The organism is Flavobacterium sp. Root901 (assembly GCF_001429765.1).
Lineage (GTDB): Bacteria > Bacteroidota > Bacteroidia > Flavobacteriales > Flavobacteriaceae > Flavobacterium.
Genome location: NZ_LMJB01000005.1, coordinates 994,974 through 1,011,877, shown reverse-complemented (window position 1 = coordinate 1,011,877; position 16,904 = coordinate 994,974). Strand labels below are relative to the sequence as shown.

Annotated in this window: 12 protein-coding genes; 6 read left to right on the top strand and 6 right to left on the bottom strand. The window is 35.7% G+C overall.

Features of this window, described 5'->3' with window-relative positions; all coding sequences use genetic code 11:
• Positions 1-123: 123 nt before the first annotated feature.
• From ASE21_RS08075 to ASE21_RS08060, 4 genes are all read right to left on the bottom strand, one after another.
• Positions 124-2,610, bottom strand: a complete 2,487-nt coding sequence (locus ASE21_RS08075) for a glycoside hydrolase family 2 TIM barrel-domain containing protein (protein ID WP_057122090.1) — start codon at positions 2,608-2,610, stop codon at positions 124-126.
• Positions 2,611-2,703: 93 nt separating this feature from the next.
• Positions 2,704-3,558: a hypothetical protein gene (locus ASE21_RS08070; protein ID WP_057122089.1), complete on the bottom strand. Its 855-nt coding sequence runs from the start codon at positions 3,556-3,558 to the stop codon at positions 2,704-2,706.
• An 18-nt stretch (positions 3,559-3,576) separates the two neighbouring features.
• Entirely contained in the window at positions 3,577-5,157 is a 1,581-nt protein-coding gene (locus ASE21_RS08065; protein WP_057122362.1) for a RagB/SusD family nutrient uptake outer membrane protein, read from the bottom strand.
• A 12-nt stretch (positions 5,158-5,169) separates the two neighbouring features.
• On the bottom strand, positions 5,170-8,274 hold the full coding sequence (locus ASE21_RS08060; protein WP_057122088.1) for a SusC/RagA family TonB-linked outer membrane protein: 3,105 nt from the start codon (positions 8,272-8,274) through the stop codon (positions 5,170-5,172).
• Positions 8,275-8,766: 492 nt separating this feature from the next.
• Between ASE21_RS08060 and ASE21_RS08055 the strand changes: the two genes are divergently transcribed.
• The 5 genes from ASE21_RS08055 (at position 8,767) to ASE21_RS08035 (ending at position 14,410) form a co-directional block, all read left to right on the top strand.
• Complete coding sequence (locus ASE21_RS08055) at positions 8,767-9,483, top strand: NUDIX hydrolase (protein ID WP_057122087.1); 717 nt, start codon at positions 8,767-8,769, stop codon at positions 9,481-9,483.
• Between the two features lie 19 nt (positions 9,484-9,502).
• Entirely contained in the window at positions 9,503-10,240 is a 738-nt protein-coding gene (locus ASE21_RS08050) for an NUDIX hydrolase (RefSeq protein ID WP_057122086.1), read from the top strand.
• A gap of 164 nt (positions 10,241-10,404) precedes the next feature.
• Entirely contained in the window at positions 10,405-12,201 is a 1,797-nt protein-coding gene (lepA, locus tag ASE21_RS08045; RefSeq protein WP_057122085.1) for a translation elongation factor 4, read from the top strand.
• A gap of 521 nt (positions 12,202-12,722) precedes the next feature.
• Entirely contained in the window at positions 12,723-13,337 is a 615-nt protein-coding gene (locus ASE21_RS08040) for an outer membrane beta-barrel protein (RefSeq protein ID WP_057122084.1), read from the top strand.
• Positions 13,338-13,450: 113 nt separating this feature from the next.
• On the top strand, positions 13,451-14,410 hold the full coding sequence (locus ASE21_RS08035) for a helix-turn-helix transcriptional regulator (protein ID WP_057122083.1): 960 nt from the start codon (positions 13,451-13,453) through the stop codon (positions 14,408-14,410).
• Positions 14,411-14,447: 37 nt separating this feature from the next.
• On the opposite strand, the gene ASE21_RS08030 is transcribed toward ASE21_RS08035, so the two are convergent.
• Positions 14,448-14,945: a DinB family protein gene (locus ASE21_RS08030; protein ID WP_057122082.1), complete on the bottom strand. Its 498-nt coding sequence runs from the start codon at positions 14,943-14,945 to the stop codon at positions 14,448-14,450.
• Between the two features lie 52 nt (positions 14,946-14,997).
• Complete coding sequence (locus ASE21_RS08025; protein ID WP_057122081.1) at positions 14,998-15,477, bottom strand: DinB family protein; 480 nt, start codon at positions 15,475-15,477, stop codon at positions 14,998-15,000.
• Positions 15,478-15,835: 358 nt separating this feature from the next.
• On the opposite strand from ASE21_RS08025, the gene thiL reads away from it, so the two are divergent.
• Positions 15,836-16,882 (top strand): thiamine-phosphate kinase, encoded by a 1,047-nt coding sequence (gene thiL, locus ASE21_RS08020; protein WP_057122080.1) that lies wholly within the window; start codon positions 15,836-15,838, stop codon positions 16,880-16,882.
• The last annotated feature ends 22 nt before the right edge of the window (positions 16,883-16,904 follow it).

Here is a 16,904-nt window from a genome sequence, read left to right as displayed (position 1 = left end):
TTGCAGATCATCCAGATTTAAATCTTTTTTACACAGATTTGGAAAATAATCTGCAAAATCTGCGAGAGCATAAAAATCTTTCTAATCCTTTTAATCTGTGGCTATATTTAAAATTTCAAAAATTTATTCTGTTGTAATTACAATTGTCGCTTGTTTTAGTCCATTCGCTTTAGCGGTCAATTCTAATCTTCCCGTTTTATCTCCAGACTGCACAATAACTAAACATTTTCCTGCCAAAGCTGTATGTTTATTTCCTTTATATGATTCGTGACTTACCGGATCGCCGCTGCAGACTCCGACAATTTTTCCATTTCCTTTTAAAGAGAAATTAATTTCGTTATTGGCATTTGGAACCAAAGTTCCTTTATCGTCTAAAATATCTACGGTCACAAACGACAAATCATTTTTATCTGCTTTGATTGTACTTCTATCTGCAGTTAATTTTAATTTTGATGGATTTCCTGCTGTTTTAATTTCTTTCTCTAAAACTGTTTTTCCGTTTTTACGGGAAACTGCTTTAAGTGTTCCGGCCTGAAATGGAATTCTCCACATTACGTGTAAATCTTCTCCTTTTTTGCTTCTTTTTCCAACTGATTTTCCGTTTAGGAAAAGTTCCACTTCATCTGCATTATTATAATATGCCCAAACGTCAACAGTTTGACCTGCTTTCCAGTTCCAATGTGGGAAAACATTCAGAACAGTTTTGTCTGTCCATTCGCTTTGGTACATATAATAAACATCTTTTGGGAAACCGGCTAAATCTACAATTCCGAAATACGAACTTACCGACGGCCATTCATAAGGAGTTGGTTCTCCGATATAATCGAAACCTGTCCAAATGTACATTCCGGAAAGGAAATCATGTTTTTTAATCACTTTCCAGGTTGCTTCGTGCGTTGAACCCCAAGGTGCCTGAACCTGATCGTAAGCTGAAACAGTGTTTCCGGGATTTCCTTCTGTAAATTTAAGATCCCATCTTACCGGCCATTTTTTTATAGTATCTGAAACAGCATCATAATAACCTCGTGTTTCTAAACCTGAAGTTGTTTCGGTTGCAATAAAAGGTGTGTTTGGGAAATTCTTTTGATGGTATTCATAAGTTTGATGGGCATAATTATATCCAATCAAATCCAGAATTCCTGATGCTGCGATTTTATTAAACTGAACATTTTTCTTCTCGAATTGTAAAGTGACTTCATCGATATTCATATTAACCGGCGGATTCATCGCTGCTGTAAGTGGTCGTGTTTTATCTGTTTTTCGAACAATAGCAGCTAATTCTTTTGCAATTTCAACACCAGTTTCATTCCATTGTTCCGGAATTTCATTTCCGATGCTCCATATAAAAATACTTGGATGATTACGATCGCGAAGCAATTGATCTACAAGATCTTTTCGGTGCCATTTGTCCCAGTCATTTGCATAATCGTATTTGGTTTTGTTTTGTTTCCACATGTCAAAAGCTTCATCCATAACAATAAAACCCATTTTATCACATAAATCTAAAAGCTCCGGAGCAGGCGGATTATGAGAAGTTCTGATTCCGTTTACACCCATTTCTTTCAGAATTTCCAACTGACGTTCGATTGCTCTTGTATTGATTGCAGAACCCAGCGGACCTAAATCATGATGCATGCAGACTCCTTTTATTTTAACCTGCTTTCCGTTTAAAATAAACCCTTTGTTCAGGTCAAATTTAAAATCCCGGATTCCGAAAGTGGTTTTGTATTGATTTAATATTTTATCGTCAAGCGAAATTTCGGTAACTGCTGTATACAATTCCGGATGTTCAACCGACCATAAAACTGGATTTTCAATTTCGGTTAATTGCTTTATTGTTTGATTAGCCTTTGCACCAATTGTAATATTTTGGGTAACAGAGGTTACTTTGGAATCTTCTTTAAAAATAGTAGTTGTAATAGTTGCTTTTTTTGATTCTGAATATTGATTTTCGATTTGGGTTTCAATATTCATTTGAGCATTTTCAGTCGTAATTTTTGAGGTAGTGATATAAGTTCCCCATTTTGAAACGTGTAGTTTATCTGTGGTTTCTAACCAGACATTTCTAAAAATCCCTGATCCAGAATACCAGCGTGAGTTAGGTTGTTTTGAATTGTCAACCTTTACAATTATTTCGTTGGTTTTTTCACCATAATTTAAATATGGAGAAATCTCATATTGAAAGCCAATATATCCGTTTGGGCGTTTTCCTAAATAATGCCCGTTTATCCAGACTTCGCTGTTTTTATAAACGCCGTCGAATGCGATTGATATTGTTTTATTTATATCTTCTTTTGAGATTTTAAATGTTTTTTTATACCATCCTAAACCTCCGTTTAATGATCCGCCTCCATATCCTGCCGGACTTTTTTTATCAAATTTACCTTCGATGCTCCAATCATGCGGTACATCTAAAGTTCTCCATTTGGTTGAAGTTCCAATCGTATCTTTATCTGTTATACTATCATTTAAATGAAAACTCCAGTCCGCATTAAAAGAGATTTTTCGGTTTATAAAAGCATCTTCTTTTTTACTGCAGGAACTTAATAAAAACATCGCAGAAAAAATCAATACGGAAAATCTGCTTAGATATTTAAATGTGGTTTTCATAGATAGTAGTTTTGTGGTTTGTATAACAAATATAAACATACCGACAGGCATCTGTATCAGGAACCTACCGGTAGTTTGTTTTTTTACAATAAGTTATGGCTTAGGTTTATAGTGAAAAACAATTAAACAAACGCCTTCGCCTGTTCTGCTCTTGTCTCTTATAACCGCCAGACGTAATGATGTTGCTGTTAATTCAACTACTTTTACACTATACCAGTTGCTTACATCTCCATAATAATCGCCACCATAAAGCATTTCAACACCACCATTAAAGGTTAGTTTGTTGTTTGCAATATCAAAATTATAGGTTGCTGATTTAGTTTTTTGCTGTGCGCTTGCAAGTGCTGTCTGAGTTACACTTGTATTATAACCCCCATTTAAGTCAAAATGCATTTCGCCCCAGTTTTTGTTTGGCATTACCCAAGAGTTGCTTGCATAATCCGGAAACCAGTTCCAGTTATCTCCAGATGCTGCAGGATAATCTAAACCTGCCCATCCTACAGGATCTGCCATGTTTAACTCCCATGTTTTTCCTGCTACTCCGTTGGTCAGCATATTCCATTTTGGGTTACTGAAATACGCTTCATCATTTTTAGTCACCGTAACTTCAACCGGAGCAGCATCTACAGAACCTCCTCTTGTATAAGCAGTATAATAAACTGTATATTTCCCTGCAAAAGGCAATGCGATTTTATCACTGCTTTTGTTTGAATGTCCTAATTCATTTCCATTGCTGTCTACATATTTCCAATACGGAATTACCGCCGGATCCGGATTGCTTAAAATAACTTCATTTGTATTTGAAGGATTTTGTGTAACCGAAAATTTAAGTGTAGACGGTGTTAAAGTTACTGCCGGCAGACTGTCGCGGTCCTCTACAGGTTCGCATGAAAATAACGTCGAACCAATAGTTACTGCAGCTAATACTATATATAATATGCGTTTCATAATCATTTTGTTTTAAAGTTAATTCCATCCCGGATTTTGAGTAATAGTTCCATTTGAAAGTATGATTTGTGACTGTGGTAAAGGCAGCCATCCTTGAGTTTCTGTTCTAAAAGTCACATTAAACTGAGAATCTCCGGTATTGTTGTCAATAGCCTGTTTTGTTACAGACATTCCTTGTCTCAATAAATCGAAATAACGAAGTCCTTCCAAAGCAAGTTCTAACTGACGCTCTTTCATAATGTTTGCTATATTAGCCGTAACTCTGTTTGCTGTATTTTTAAAAGCACGATCGCGAACTCTGTCTAAATCTGTCTGCGCTAAAGCAGGATTTGATTCTAAGTTCAATTCGGCAGCCATTAATAATACATCGGCAAAACGGATAATAGCATAATCCTGATAGTTGTCAATTTGGAAATTTCCTCCATTTGCTTCTACTACGCTTGTTCCTGCTGCATTTGTAATCGGGCAGTATTTTTTCCAGGAATATCCTGTGTACTGGCGCTGTTCTCTTGCCTGAGCATCAAAATTTAAATTTTCTGCCGCGTAATCAATAAATGAAGCAGCTTTTCTGGTATCGGCGGGACTGTAAGCTGTTACCAATTTTGGATTTACGGTTGCGCCTCCCCATCCGGTTGCATATTTTCCAATTGCTCCGCCACGTGGTGCAATATTTACCTGAAAACGGTTTCCTTCATGTAAGTCCCAGTTTCCTTTTCCTGAACCGTTAAAACGAACGGCCCAAACCATTTCTGTATTATCTTCTCCGACAAAATTTTCCAAAGATGCCGCTAACCAAAGATTAGCAAAATCTGCTACTAAGCCGTGTCCGCTGTTATTTACTACATCATTAATATAAGTTACAGCCTGCGATTTTGTAATTACACCAGCCAAATCTGTTTTGTTATAAACTCCGGTGTAGAATAAAAATGTTCTGGCTAAATAAGCTTCGGCTGCCCATTTTGTAATGCGTCCGAAATTTGCATTCCCGTTTTGAGAATAATTTTCAGGACCTAAATTATCTGCTGCAAATTTTAAATCGCTTGCAATTAATGCATAAGTAACTTCAGGAGATTGTCTTGGCAATTCAAATTCGCTTGTTGTTACGGTATGATCCAGCGGAATAATATCTCCAAACATTTTAGCCGCTGTAAAATGAAAATGTGCTCTTAAAAAACGGGCTTCGGCTTCGTATCTTGTTTTCAAAGCGGTGTTGGCTCCCCAGTTTACTTTGTCCAGATTTTCTAATAAAATGTTGGCTCTGTAAATTCCCAAATAAGCATTAGACCAAACATCTTTATTCATGTCTTTATCTGAAACATATAAAAAGCGGTCCCATTCAATATCGGCCTGACCATCGGCAATTCCATAACCTCCAAAACAATCATCAGAAGCCTGCTCACTAATTAACAAAGGTCCGCCGTAAGCTTCACGCTGCAATACGTCATACACAGCAACCAATCCTTCAAAAGCATCAGATGGTGTTTTGTAAAAGTTATCGGTTACTTTATCTGTATATGGTTCATTTTCCAAAAAATCTTCCGAACAAGATCCTAAAATAAATAGGCTTGAAAGAGCAAATAATTTTATATATAGTTTCATTGTTTTCATAATTTAAAAGTTAACATTCAGACCCATCATATAGGTACGCGGCTGTGGGTAATATCCAACATCAATTCCTTTAGCCCAGGACTGGTTTACGTTTCCAAAACCAATTTCCGGATCCATTCCCTGATATTTTGTAAATGTGTAAATGTTATTTCCGGCAACGTATAATCTGAATTTAGTGAAGAAACTAAGTTTGTTGGTCAGCTTTGTTAAATCACATCCAATTGTAGCATTTTTGATTCTGAAGAAATCAGAATTCTGAATATACAAATCAGAGAATTTAGTGTAGTTCCCGTTAGCATCCGTTCCGTAAGTAACTCTCGGCGTTCTGTTAGAAGTTCCTTCGCTTGTCCACCTGTTCAAGATATCTGTTGTGTTGTTGGTGTAAGCACGTGTATAATCATGAACACCAAAAACGTTTTGTCCTCCCGCAATACCGTATGTATTAATAGAGAAATCAAAAGCTTTGTATGAAACTTCCAGATTTACACCATAATTAATATCCGGATTTGGATTTCCAACTTCCGTTTTATCATTGGCGTCAATTTTTCCATCATTATTCAAATCCACAAAACGAACATCTCCGGGCTGTGCATTTGGCTGAACACCCGCTGCAACTTCTGCCGCATTCTGAAAAATTCCGTCTGTTTTTAATCCGTAGAAATAACCCATTGGTTTTCCAACTTCAACACGGTTCATCTCGTCTAAACCCTGAAACAATACGTTGGTTTCTCCATGAATAATTCCTTCATTGTTTGCAATTCTAAGTACCTTGTTCTGGTTGCGCGAAAGGTTTGCATTAATGCCGAAATTCCAGTCTTTCCCAATATGCGTACGGTATCCTAAACCAATTTCAAAACCTTTATTGCTTACATCACCACCATTAATATAAGGTGCCGTTGCTCCTGCATAAGTTGGAATCGAAGCCAGAACTAACCAGTCTTTTGTTTTTTTATCGTAATAATCGAATGTCAAAGTAAAATTGTTAAACAATACAGCATCAAAACCTAAATCCAACTGCTCTGAAGTTTCCCATTTTAAATCACGGTTTGCCAGCTGGTCCGGGCTTGAACCAACTAATAATGTTTCATCACCGGTTCCAAAATGATATGTTTTATCTGTAGAGTTTACGGTTGACATATAAGCAAATCGTCTTGCAAACTGGTCATTACCGTTTTGTCCCCAGCTTCCTCTAAGTTTTAAAGTATTTAAACCGTTTTTTTCTGAAAACAAACCTGACAGGAAACTTTCCTTATCCAGATTCCAACCGGCTGAAAAAGATGGAAAAACAGCATATTTGTTATTTGGACCAAATTCTGAAGAACCGTCACGACGAACTGTTGCAGAAAATAAATATTTATTGTTGTAATCGTATAGTAAACGTCCGAAATAAGACTGGATCGCATAATCTCTACGATTTCCTTTTACAACATTTGAAGTTGGATCTTTTGCATTATCAAGATAAGCATGGGCGAAATCATCAAAAATTAAATTTCTTCCCTGACCTTCCATATAATCAGAAGTATTCTTTTTAGCCGAAGTTCCTACTAAAACATCAAAATTGTGTGCGTTTGCAATTGTGATTTTATACTGCAAAGTGTTTTCAAAAATCCATCCTGAACTTTTCGTCGCGCTTTGCGTAACGCTTGAAACTGTATTATTATCATTTGAAGAAAGTGAATAAACAGGTCTGAAAGAACGGAAATTACTATCAGTCATATCTACACCAAAACTCGTTCTGAAAGTAAAATCTTTTAGGAATTTTAATTCGGCGAAAATATTTCCAACATAACGGTTATTTTTAGTCTGATTGAAGTTGTTATAGTATAATGATCCAACCGGATTGCTGATATCTGCTGAAATAACAGAATGGGCAAAATCTCCGTTTGCATCATACGCTGCATCGATTGGTGCTGCGTTTAAAAAGCTTCTGATTCCGTTGCTGTAAATTCCGTCATCAGCAATTCCGCTGCTTTTTACATTTGCAAAAGTGAAGTTTTCTCCAATTTTCAAATGATTTTCAATAACTTCCGAAGTTGAATTTACACTAAAAGTAATACGGTCATATTGCGATTGATTGGCAACTCCGCCAATCATTCCTTCTTGTCCGTAGTAAGATAATCCGGTTGCAATTGTCGATTTTTTATCGCCTCCGGTAATCAAAAGAGAATGGTTTTGTTTGATTGCTCCTTCATTGAACAAATCGTCCTGCCAGTCATGATTAGGAAATGCCGCGATTTGTGCCTGAGTATATAATGGTGCATAACCAGAATTTACACGTGCTTCGTTTGCAATTGTGGTATATTCCTGAGTATTCATTAAATCAAGTTTTTTAGCAACCTGCTGAAAACCTGTATAAGAATTAAACGAAACATTCATTTTTCCGTCTTTCCCTTTTTTGGTTGTCACCAAAATAACTCCGTTTGCCGCTCTTGCACCGTAAATAGAAGCTGCCGAAGCATCTTTAAGAACATCGACCCTTTCTATAACCGATGGATCAAGATACCCGATTCCGTTATCTACCACAACACCATCAACCACATACAGCGGATCGCTGTTCCCTGCTGTTCCGGCACCACGAATGTTTACCACCATATTTGCTCCCGGCTGACCAGAAGAAGAAGTAACAGAAACTCCCGAAGCCTGACCTTGTAAAGCATTTACAACATCAAGACTGGCGACCTGCTGGATATCTTTTCCTGAAACTAATGAAGTTGCGGCAGTATTTACCTTTTTCTTTTGCGTTCCGTACCCAATAACGACAATTTCCTTTAGTTCTGCTGTTTCTTCCTGCATCGTAACATTTATAGTTTTTTGAGTTCCTACAGTTACTTTCTGCGTTTTAAATCCGATAAAAGTAAAAACCAGAACGTCTCCGGCTTTTGCTTCTATTTTATAGTTTCCATCAAAATCGGTTGCGGCACCAATTTTAGTTCCTTCAACTGCAACTGTTGCTCCGGGAACTCCCATGCCGTCAACAGCCGATGTTACAATTCCGCTTACAGTTCTGGATTGTGCCTGGGCAAAAGCCGGCGGCATCATAAATAAGCTAAACAACAGTGTCGTACAAAACGAGAGCATTGCTGTTTTAATACAATATTTGCTTTTCATAGTAAAAAGAGTTGGTTTAAATTAAGTTAGTTACAGTTATATAATCAAAGTCTAAGTTTCGTCTGAAAGTTTTCTGATTCAAAAACATTTAAATTTTAAAATATTTCTGAGTTCATTATTACCTGTAAATCGTTCTCGTTAAAACTTATAGTCATCTTGAACTTATCTTATGGTAAATTTGACTACAAGTGTAAAACTTTTTTTCTATTTTAGCAAAATATTAAGGTTATTTTTTTTCAATTCGGATTTATGAGGTTTCATTTTTATCAATCTAATAAGAAGAGCATTAAAATCAGGAAAAAAAATATTGAATAAACTATGCTATAGCATTTTGACAATCAATCATTTAAAAAAATTTATTTTGAAATTGATTTTCCATCTTAATTTCAACGAACTGATTATCAATTTTTTGCTTTGTTAAAAAAATATTAAGTAATCAAAAAAGACAGTTGTGCATTTTATTTGTTTAATTTGTCAAAATTTATTTCGCATATGGATAAAAAAGTAGATGCCGGCTCTGTTGCAAAAAGCGAACAAAATGCAATGAATGCAATCACTATTGACTGCGTTGTTTTTGGTTTTGACGAAGGAAGTCTGGAAGTACTTTTGGTCCAGCATGCAGAAGGTATCAGTAAAGGAAAATGGGGGCTTCCCGGCGGATGGATTTATAAAAAAGAAAGTACCGATGATGCAGCACATCGTTTATTAAATGAACTTACAGGTCTTGACAATATTTACCTGGAGCAGTTAAAAGCCTTTGGAGATCCGGATCGTTTCCCCCTCCGACGTGTTATAACTATAGGATATTATGCACTGGTAAAAAGAGAAGATTACAACATTAAAGCCGGTTTTACCGCTTCTGATGCTAAATGGTATAAAATCAACAGTATTCCGGATTTGATTTACGACCATAATGAAATTTTATCTTACAGCATACAAAATCTTCGTAACCGCGTTCGTCAGGCACCCATCGGATTTAATCTTTTACCGGAAAAATTTACTTTACTGCAGTTGATGCATCTGTATGAAGAAATTCTCGGAATTGAAATGGATAAATCTAATTTTCGCAGAAAAATTCTTCACATGAAATTACTGGTTGTTTTAGATGAAAAACAGCAGGATGTTTCGCATCGCGCTGCCAAATTATACAAATTCGATCCGGACATTTATAAAAAACTAACCGAAAAAGGTTTCAATTTTGAATTTTAAAAAAACGCATAAAGGCTAAATGGCAACAGTATCTTCTAAAAAAACTTCTAAAACCGAAAGCAAATCTGCTTCTAATACTACTACATCTGCAGTTGAAGGAATTACAATTGACTGTGTTATTTTTGGTTTTAAAAAAGAAAGCCTTGAAGTGCTTTTGGTGCAGCATGCTGAAGGCGAAAGTGAAGGAAGCTGGGGTTTATTAGGAGGCTGGCTGAAAAGAGAAGAAAGTGCCGATGCCGCCGCACAGCGAATTTTGTACGAACTTACAAGTCTGGACAATATTTATCTGGAGCAGTTAAAAGCTTTTACAAACCCAAATCGTGTTCTGGACCGACGTGTAGTAACTATTGGATATTATACGCTTGTTAATCAGGAAGATTATAATGTTAAAGCAAGTTTGGCCGTTCGCGAAGCAAAATGGTGTAAAATTAATGAGATCCCAAATTTAATTTTTGACCATAATGAGATTTTAGATTTTAGTTTGATGCAGCTTAGAAATCGCGTGCGTCAGGCTCCTATTGGGTTTAATCTGCTGCCGGAAAAATTTACCTTACTGCAGTTAATGCATCTTTATGAAGAAATTCTTGGTGTTGAACTGGATAAATCTAATTTTCGCAGAAAAATTCTTCATATGAAACTGCTTTTGGAACTCGATGAGAAGCAGAAAGATGTTTCGCACAGAGCGGCAAAACTCTATAAATTTGATGCCGAAATCTACAAGAAACTGACTGAAAAAGGTTTTAATTTTGAATTTTAACAAAAAAAATTAAATTCCGCCTTTTAACTATCAGTCGCACATCATTCCAGAATCCAAAACTTTGCGCTATCTTTGCCCCTTAATAAGCAGCTATGAAACAATTGTTATAGCGCAATTTACATCCAAAAAATACTTAAACTCGTTAGAGAACTGATATATTTAAAATGAAGAAGATTCGTAATTTTTGCATTATTGCACACATTGACCACGGTAAAAGTACATTGGCAGACCGCTTATTGGGTGCTACACAAACGGTTACAGCTCGTGAAGAAAAAGCACAATTGCTTGACAACATGGACCTGGAGCGTGAGCGTGGAATTACTATAAAAAGTCACGCCATACAAATGGAATACACTTACAAAGGTGAAGAATATATCCTGAACTTAATCGATACTCCCGGTCACGTAGATTTTTCATACGAAGTTTCAAGATCGATTGCTGCCTGCGAAGGTGCACTTTTGATCGTTGACGCCGCACAGAGTATTCAGGCGCAGACTATTTCTAACTTGTATCTGGCTTTAGAAAATGACCTGGAAATTATTCCGGTTTTAAATAAAGTTGATTTACCTAGTGCTAACCCTGAAGAAGTTAGCGATGACATTATTGATTTACTTGGATGTAAATTAGAAGATATTATTCACGCTTCCGGAAAAACCGGTTTTGGTGTTGAAAATATTTTAGCAGCAATTATCGAAAAAATACCGGCTCCAAAAGGAAATCCGGAAGAACCATTACAAGCTTTGATTTTTGACTCGGTTTACAATCCGTTTCGTGGAATCGAAGTTATCTTTAGAGTTGTAAATGGTGAAATCAAAAAAGGTCAGAAAATTAAATTCATGGCTACGGACAATGAATATTTTGCTGACGAAATTGGAACTTTAAAATTAAATCAGGTTCCTAAAAATGTAGTTTCTGCAGGAGATGTTGGATATTTGATTTCTGGAATTAAAGAAGCACGCGAAGTAAAAGTTGGTGATACAATTACAGATGCTAAAGTTCCTACCACCAATATGATTACTGGTTTTGAAGACGTAAAACCAATGGTATTTGCGGGAATTTATCCTGTTGATACCGAAGATTATGAAGATTTACGTTCTTCTATGGAGAAACTTCAATTGAATGATGCTTCGCTGGTATTTGCTCCGGAAAGTTCTGCGGCTTTAGGTTTTGGTTTCCGATGCGGATTCTTAGGAATGCTTCACATGGAAATTATTCAGGAGCGTTTAGAACGTGAGTTCGATATGACTGTAATTACTACAGTACCAAACGTTTCGTATTTGGCTTACACCAAAAAACATCCGGAAGCGGCATTGGTAGTAAACAATCCATCTGATTTACCGGAACCTTCAAAACTAGACAGAGTTGAAGAACCCTATATTAAAGCTACGATTATTACAAAATCTGATTTCGTTGGAAACGTAATGAGTTTATGTATTGAAAAACGTGGTTTAATTACCAATCAGACTTATTTAACAACAGAACGTGTTGAGTTGAATTTTGACATGCCTCTTGCTGAAATTGTATTCGATTTTTATGATCGTTTAAAAACAGTTTCTAAAGGTTATGCTTCTTTTGATTATTCTCCAATCGGAATGAGAACTTCGAAATTAGTTAAACTTGACGTTCTTTTAAATGCACAGACTGTTGATGCACTTTCTGCTTTGATTCACGAAGATAACGCTTATAACATCGGTAAAAAAATGACCGAGAAATTACGCGAGTTGATTCCGAGACAACAATTCGACATTCCGATTCAGGCTGCAATTGGAGCAAAAATTATCGCTCGTGAAACTATTAAAGCACTTCGTAAAGACGTTACCGCAAAATGTTACGGTGGAGATATTTCGCGTAAGCGTAAATTGCTGGAAAAACAGAAAAAAGGTAAAAAACGTATGAGACAAGTAGGAAACGTTGAGATTCCGCAAGAAGCGTTTATGGCTGTTTTGAAATTGAATGATTAAGTTTTTTTAGAAAATAGACGAAAGAATCAAGAATATAGATTAAACCCGATAGCATAATGTTATCGGGTTTTTTGTTTATGCTGAAGGCTGATTAAGACCGCCGTCCAAAATTAAATTTTGAATAAATCTATCATTTTCAAAACCATTAAAGTACTGAGGAGTTAAGATCCATGCTATTAATTCGGACTTAGACTTACTGGACGCAGACGCAATGCGGTGCGTCTCTACAGACAAATATTGTGGAAAGATATTTCGTATTTTATTCCGTTATCGAGATCGAATTATAAAAAAACTTTTCCTTCCGTTCCGTTATCGACGCAGAATTGTAGAGACGCACCGCAGTGCGTCTACGAATAGTATTTCCACCACTGAATTAAAATTCAAAATTTTACAAGATAAAACCTACCAAAAACTATAAATATTAACTTGATAACTTAACTTTTAACGCATTTAGTCGGAGATAAAGTTAATTTTACGATAAAAACATAACTTTAATCTTACAACAAATTAAATGTAAGATTATGAAAACTAAATTTTCGGTTATTTTAGCGCTATTTACTTTTTATTTCGCAAGCGCACAACAAATGGATGCAGATTCTGAAATGAATTCAGCAAAAGGTGTTACGTTCTCAAACGGAGATATGTTTCTTGAAGGTTCTATTAAAATTAGTACTGGCGGAGAAGAAGATTATTATGGATTTAGTCCAAAGTTTGGTTATTTCCTAAATGATAAATTTGCTGTCGGGGCAAAAGTAGATTATGCGAGTATCAAACAAGAGACGCCTTATGAAAAAACAACTGTTTTTGGCGCTGGTGCATTTGCCCGTTACTATTTCTTAGAATTAGACAAAAAACGTTTTAAAGCTTATGCTGAAGCCGGTTTAGGTTTTGGAAGAAATAAATACGAAAGTGATGTTCTTGATGACACAACAAATAGTATAACCGCCGATATTAATGTTGGTTTAAACTATTTTATAACTAAAAATGTCGCTGTAACTTTTGTATTGGCAAATATGCTGTCATACAATAGTGTTTCTCCTGAAAATGGTCCTTCGTCTGATACTTTTCAGTTAAACATTAACTTGTTTGAAAATATATTCGATCAGCCGCAATTTGGTTTATTGTACCGATTCTAAATTCGCTTTACGATTTTCACATAGAAAGCTGTCTCAATTTGGGACAGCTTTTTTTATTTTTATAAATATTAACCTTATTATCTTAGCAGCTCAAAATAGTAGAAATTTAAAAAATGCTCGACGAAAGCCCAAAACGATTTGACCGAATTGTTGCCATTCTGATTCAATTACAATCTAAAAAAATTGTAAAAGCTCAGGAATTGGCAGATCGTTTTGATTGCAGTCTGCGAACTATTTACAGAGATATTCGAACGCTTGAAGCTTCCGGAGTTCCTATTTACAGCGAAGCGGGAGTTGGTTATGCTTTGATGGAAGGTTACCGGCTTCCACCAGTTATGTTTACGCGAGAAGAAGTGAGCAGTTTTATTGCGGCAGAAAAATTAATGCAGAAATTTACTGATCCGTCTTTGGGTACATATTATGTATCGGCGATGTATAAACTGAAATCTGTTTTAAGAAGTAATGATAAAGATTATCTTTCGAACATTGAATCCAGAATTCTGATGCATACAGCAGAGCCAATGTTCAACGATAATTCCCCAAATACTTTGGCAATTCTTTTTGAAGGAATTGCCGAAAAAAAGCAAATTCTTTTAACCTATAAAACTTTTGATAAAGACGAAACTACGCAGCGAAATTTAGAACCTGTTGGGGTGTTTCATGATAATAACAATTGGTATTTTTTAGGCTATTGCCACCTTAGAAAAGATTATAGACAATTTAGAACCGACAGAATTCAGGGTATTAAAAAAACTGATTTAGATTTTACAATCGAACATGATTCTCTGGAAACATATCTCGTCAAAGACAAAACTATCCTGACAACAAAAGTGCGTATTCTGGTTGAAAAGAAAATTACCAAGTATTTAGTTTTTGACAGGAAATATCATGGTTTTGTTTCAGAAAAACAAATTGGAGACGAAATCGAAATGACATTTATGTGCCGTGATCTTAATAATGGTTTTGCGCGATGGTTTTTGATGTTTGGTGATTATGCTAAAATCCTGGAACCGGAAAACTTAAAAACCCGAGTTTTAGAATTACTGGAAATTAACAAGCAAAGACTTTTATAAAAAAACTCCCGGGAGATTCTCTTCGGGAGTTTTTTATTTATTTCTGTTTTATAACATTATAGAAGTTATAATCTGTATTTGAGGCATCTGTAATTCCTATATTCCGCCCCATGGTTACAATCTGGCCTCTGTGATAAGTTCCGTGATTAATAACCTGAATAAGATATTCAGAAACCGGAAGTTCGCACTCAAACCACGGATTACTAATTTCCACTTCTTTAACTAAATCTTCTTCTGTCAATGAGTTAATAAGATGTTTCAATTTTGCAGATGAATTTAACAAACCCGCGAAGATTTCCTCTTTTGATAATTCAGTTTCAGGTTTCTTTTCTGAAAGATCAGTTTCAGAAATAACAGAAAACCAATATTCTTCTGTAGACCAAATATGATCGAGTGTTTTTATAATAGTTGAAAAACTCGAAGGCACCTCGGCATACAGCAGCGCATCGGATTTCGGCGAAAGCCAATTCACGAATTGCTGGTTTACCCATAAATTATAATCTGCATAATTGGACATTATCTTTTTTAAACTCATAGCCGTTAGTTTTAGGTTAGTTTTATAAAGTTATAATTTTAAACCCAGAGTATTATCTTTCCCAGAAAAAAGGCGGCTCGATATTTAAAGCTCTTAAATACACATATGCCTGTCCGCGGTGATGAATTTCATTGTCAATAAAATACAGGATATTTTGAATAACAGGAAACTCATATTGTCCAAAAAGATTAAAGGTTTCGCTGAAATCTTCAATAGACAATTGTTCCCAATATTTATTGATTTCTGCTGTCGCTTCGTCCCATTTTTCAAGATACTGTGCTTTAAAAATCAGTTTTTCTGTTCCTTCAGAAAATGGTGCGGTTTCTTTAGTTACAATTCCTTTCAAACCCGGAACCGCAATTGCCAAAAGTTCGTCAACTAATTTTGCAAAAGGACGCATTCTTCCAATTGAAAATTCGAAAAAATCTTTCTCCGGAAATAATTCAATTAAACGACGTGTAAGTGCGCGGTGGCCTTGCCAGTGTTTTAATAAATCTTCTGAAGTAATTACTTGTGCTTCTAACGTTTTCATAATTTTAAAGTTTTAAATTTTCTATACTTCAAAAGTAAAATGGGCTGGTGACAACAGTTTGTCAGCAGGAAAAAATAAATTTAAATATTTTTTTTTCGGTGTAAAAACGGATTGCAAAAATGCCATGTTTATTTGTAGAGAAGCACTGTAGAGGCGTACCACAGTGCGTCTACACAAAGAGAATCGACAAAGAAAAATTTACACTATTGAAATATGTGGCGTAGACGTACTGCGGTGCGTCTCTACAGATATACATGACGTCTATAAAAACCTCAGAACCCTAGCATCTCAGAATCTTAGCATCTTTAAAAAAATCCTTTGTACCTTTGCACCTTAAAAACCTTTGCACTCTAAAAAAATGATCGAAGATAAAAATCCGCAGCGTACCAGTTTAGCACAATTAGGCGAGTTTGGCTTAATTGACCATTTAACCCGAAATTTTGATATTACTCAGGAATCAACTTTAAAAAGTATTGGCGATGATGCCGCTGTTCTTGATTTTAAAGATAAAAAGGCCGTTGTTTCAACCGATTTATTAATTGAAGGCGTACATTTTGACCTGGCTTATATGCCATTGAAGCATTTAGGCTACAAAGCAGTCGTAGTAAATCTGTCTGACATTTGTGCCATGAATGCGAAACCAACTCAAATTACGGTTTCTGTAGCCGTTTCTAACCGTTTTCCGTTAGAAGCATTAGAAGAACTATTTGAAGGCATTACACACGCCGCAAAAGAATATAAAGTTGATGTTATTGGCGGTGATACAACCTCATCTCAAAAAGGATTAATTATCAGCATAACCGCTATTGGTGAAGCAGATGAAAATGAAATCGTTTACAGAAACGGGGCCAAACAAACTGATCTGCTTGTGGTAACCGGAGATATTGGCGCTGCTTATATGGGATTACAGGTTTTAGAACGCGAAAAACAGGTTTTTCAGGTAAACCCAAACAGCCAGCCAGATTTAGATCCATATACTTATCTAGTCGAAAGGCAATTGAAACCAGAAGCCAGAACAGATGTTCGTACACTTTTACATGCACTTGAAATAAAACCAACTTCCATGATTGATATTTCTGACGGATTATCTTCAGAAATTATTCATTTGTGCAAACAATCAAAAGTGGGTTGTAATTTGTATGAAGACAAACTTCCGTTGGATCCGCAGTTTATCTCAACTTGCGAAGAATTTAATATCGACAGCACAACGGTTGCCATTAACGGCGGAGAAGATTATGAACTTCTTTTTACAATTGATATTAATGATTTTGATAAAATAAAAGGAAATCCGAATTTCTCCATTATTGGCCACATGGCAGATGAAAGTGAAGGAATTCATATCGTAACCCGCGCTAACACAAAAATTGCTTTAAAAGCCCGTGGTTGGGATGCTCTTTATGAATAAGGTTTTAAAATTCTAAATAAAA

Bases quoted from the DNA above. Each gene is read 5' to 3' on its own strand.
- ASE21_RS08075 (WP_057122090.1), bottom strand. From the start codon at position 2,610: ATGAAAACCACATTTAAATATCTAAGCAGATTTTCCGTATTGATTTTT.
- ASE21_RS08070 (WP_057122089.1), bottom strand. From the start codon at position 3,558: ATGAAACGCATATTATATATAGTATTAGCTGCAGTAACTATTGGTTCG.
- ASE21_RS08065 (WP_057122362.1), bottom strand. From the start codon at position 5,157: ATGAAACTATATATAAAATTATTTGCTCTTTCAAGCCTATTTATTTTA.
- ASE21_RS08060 (WP_057122088.1), bottom strand. From the start codon at position 8,274: ATGAAAAGCAAATATTGTATTAAAACAGCAATGCTCTCGTTTTGTACG.
- ASE21_RS08055 (WP_057122087.1), top strand. From the start codon at position 8,767: ATGGATAAAAAAGTAGATGCCGGCTCTGTTGCAAAAAGCGAACAAAAT.
- ASE21_RS08050 (WP_057122086.1), top strand. From the start codon at position 9,503: ATGGCAACAGTATCTTCTAAAAAAACTTCTAAAACCGAAAGCAAATCT.
- lepA (WP_057122085.1), top strand. From the start codon at position 10,405: ATGAAGAAGATTCGTAATTTTTGCATTATTGCACACATTGACCACGGT.
- ASE21_RS08040 (WP_057122084.1), top strand. From the start codon at position 12,723: ATGAAAACTAAATTTTCGGTTATTTTAGCGCTATTTACTTTTTATTTC.
- ASE21_RS08035 (WP_057122083.1), top strand. From the start codon at position 13,451: ATGCTCGACGAAAGCCCAAAACGATTTGACCGAATTGTTGCCATTCTG.
- ASE21_RS08030 (WP_057122082.1), bottom strand. From the start codon at position 14,945: ATGAGTTTAAAAAAGATAATGTCCAATTATGCAGATTATAATTTATGG.
- ASE21_RS08025 (WP_057122081.1), bottom strand. From the start codon at position 15,477: ATGAAAACGTTAGAAGCACAAGTAATTACTTCAGAAGATTTATTAAAA.
- thiL (WP_057122080.1), top strand. From the start codon at position 15,836: ATGATCGAAGATAAAAATCCGCAGCGTACCAGTTTAGCACAATTAGGC.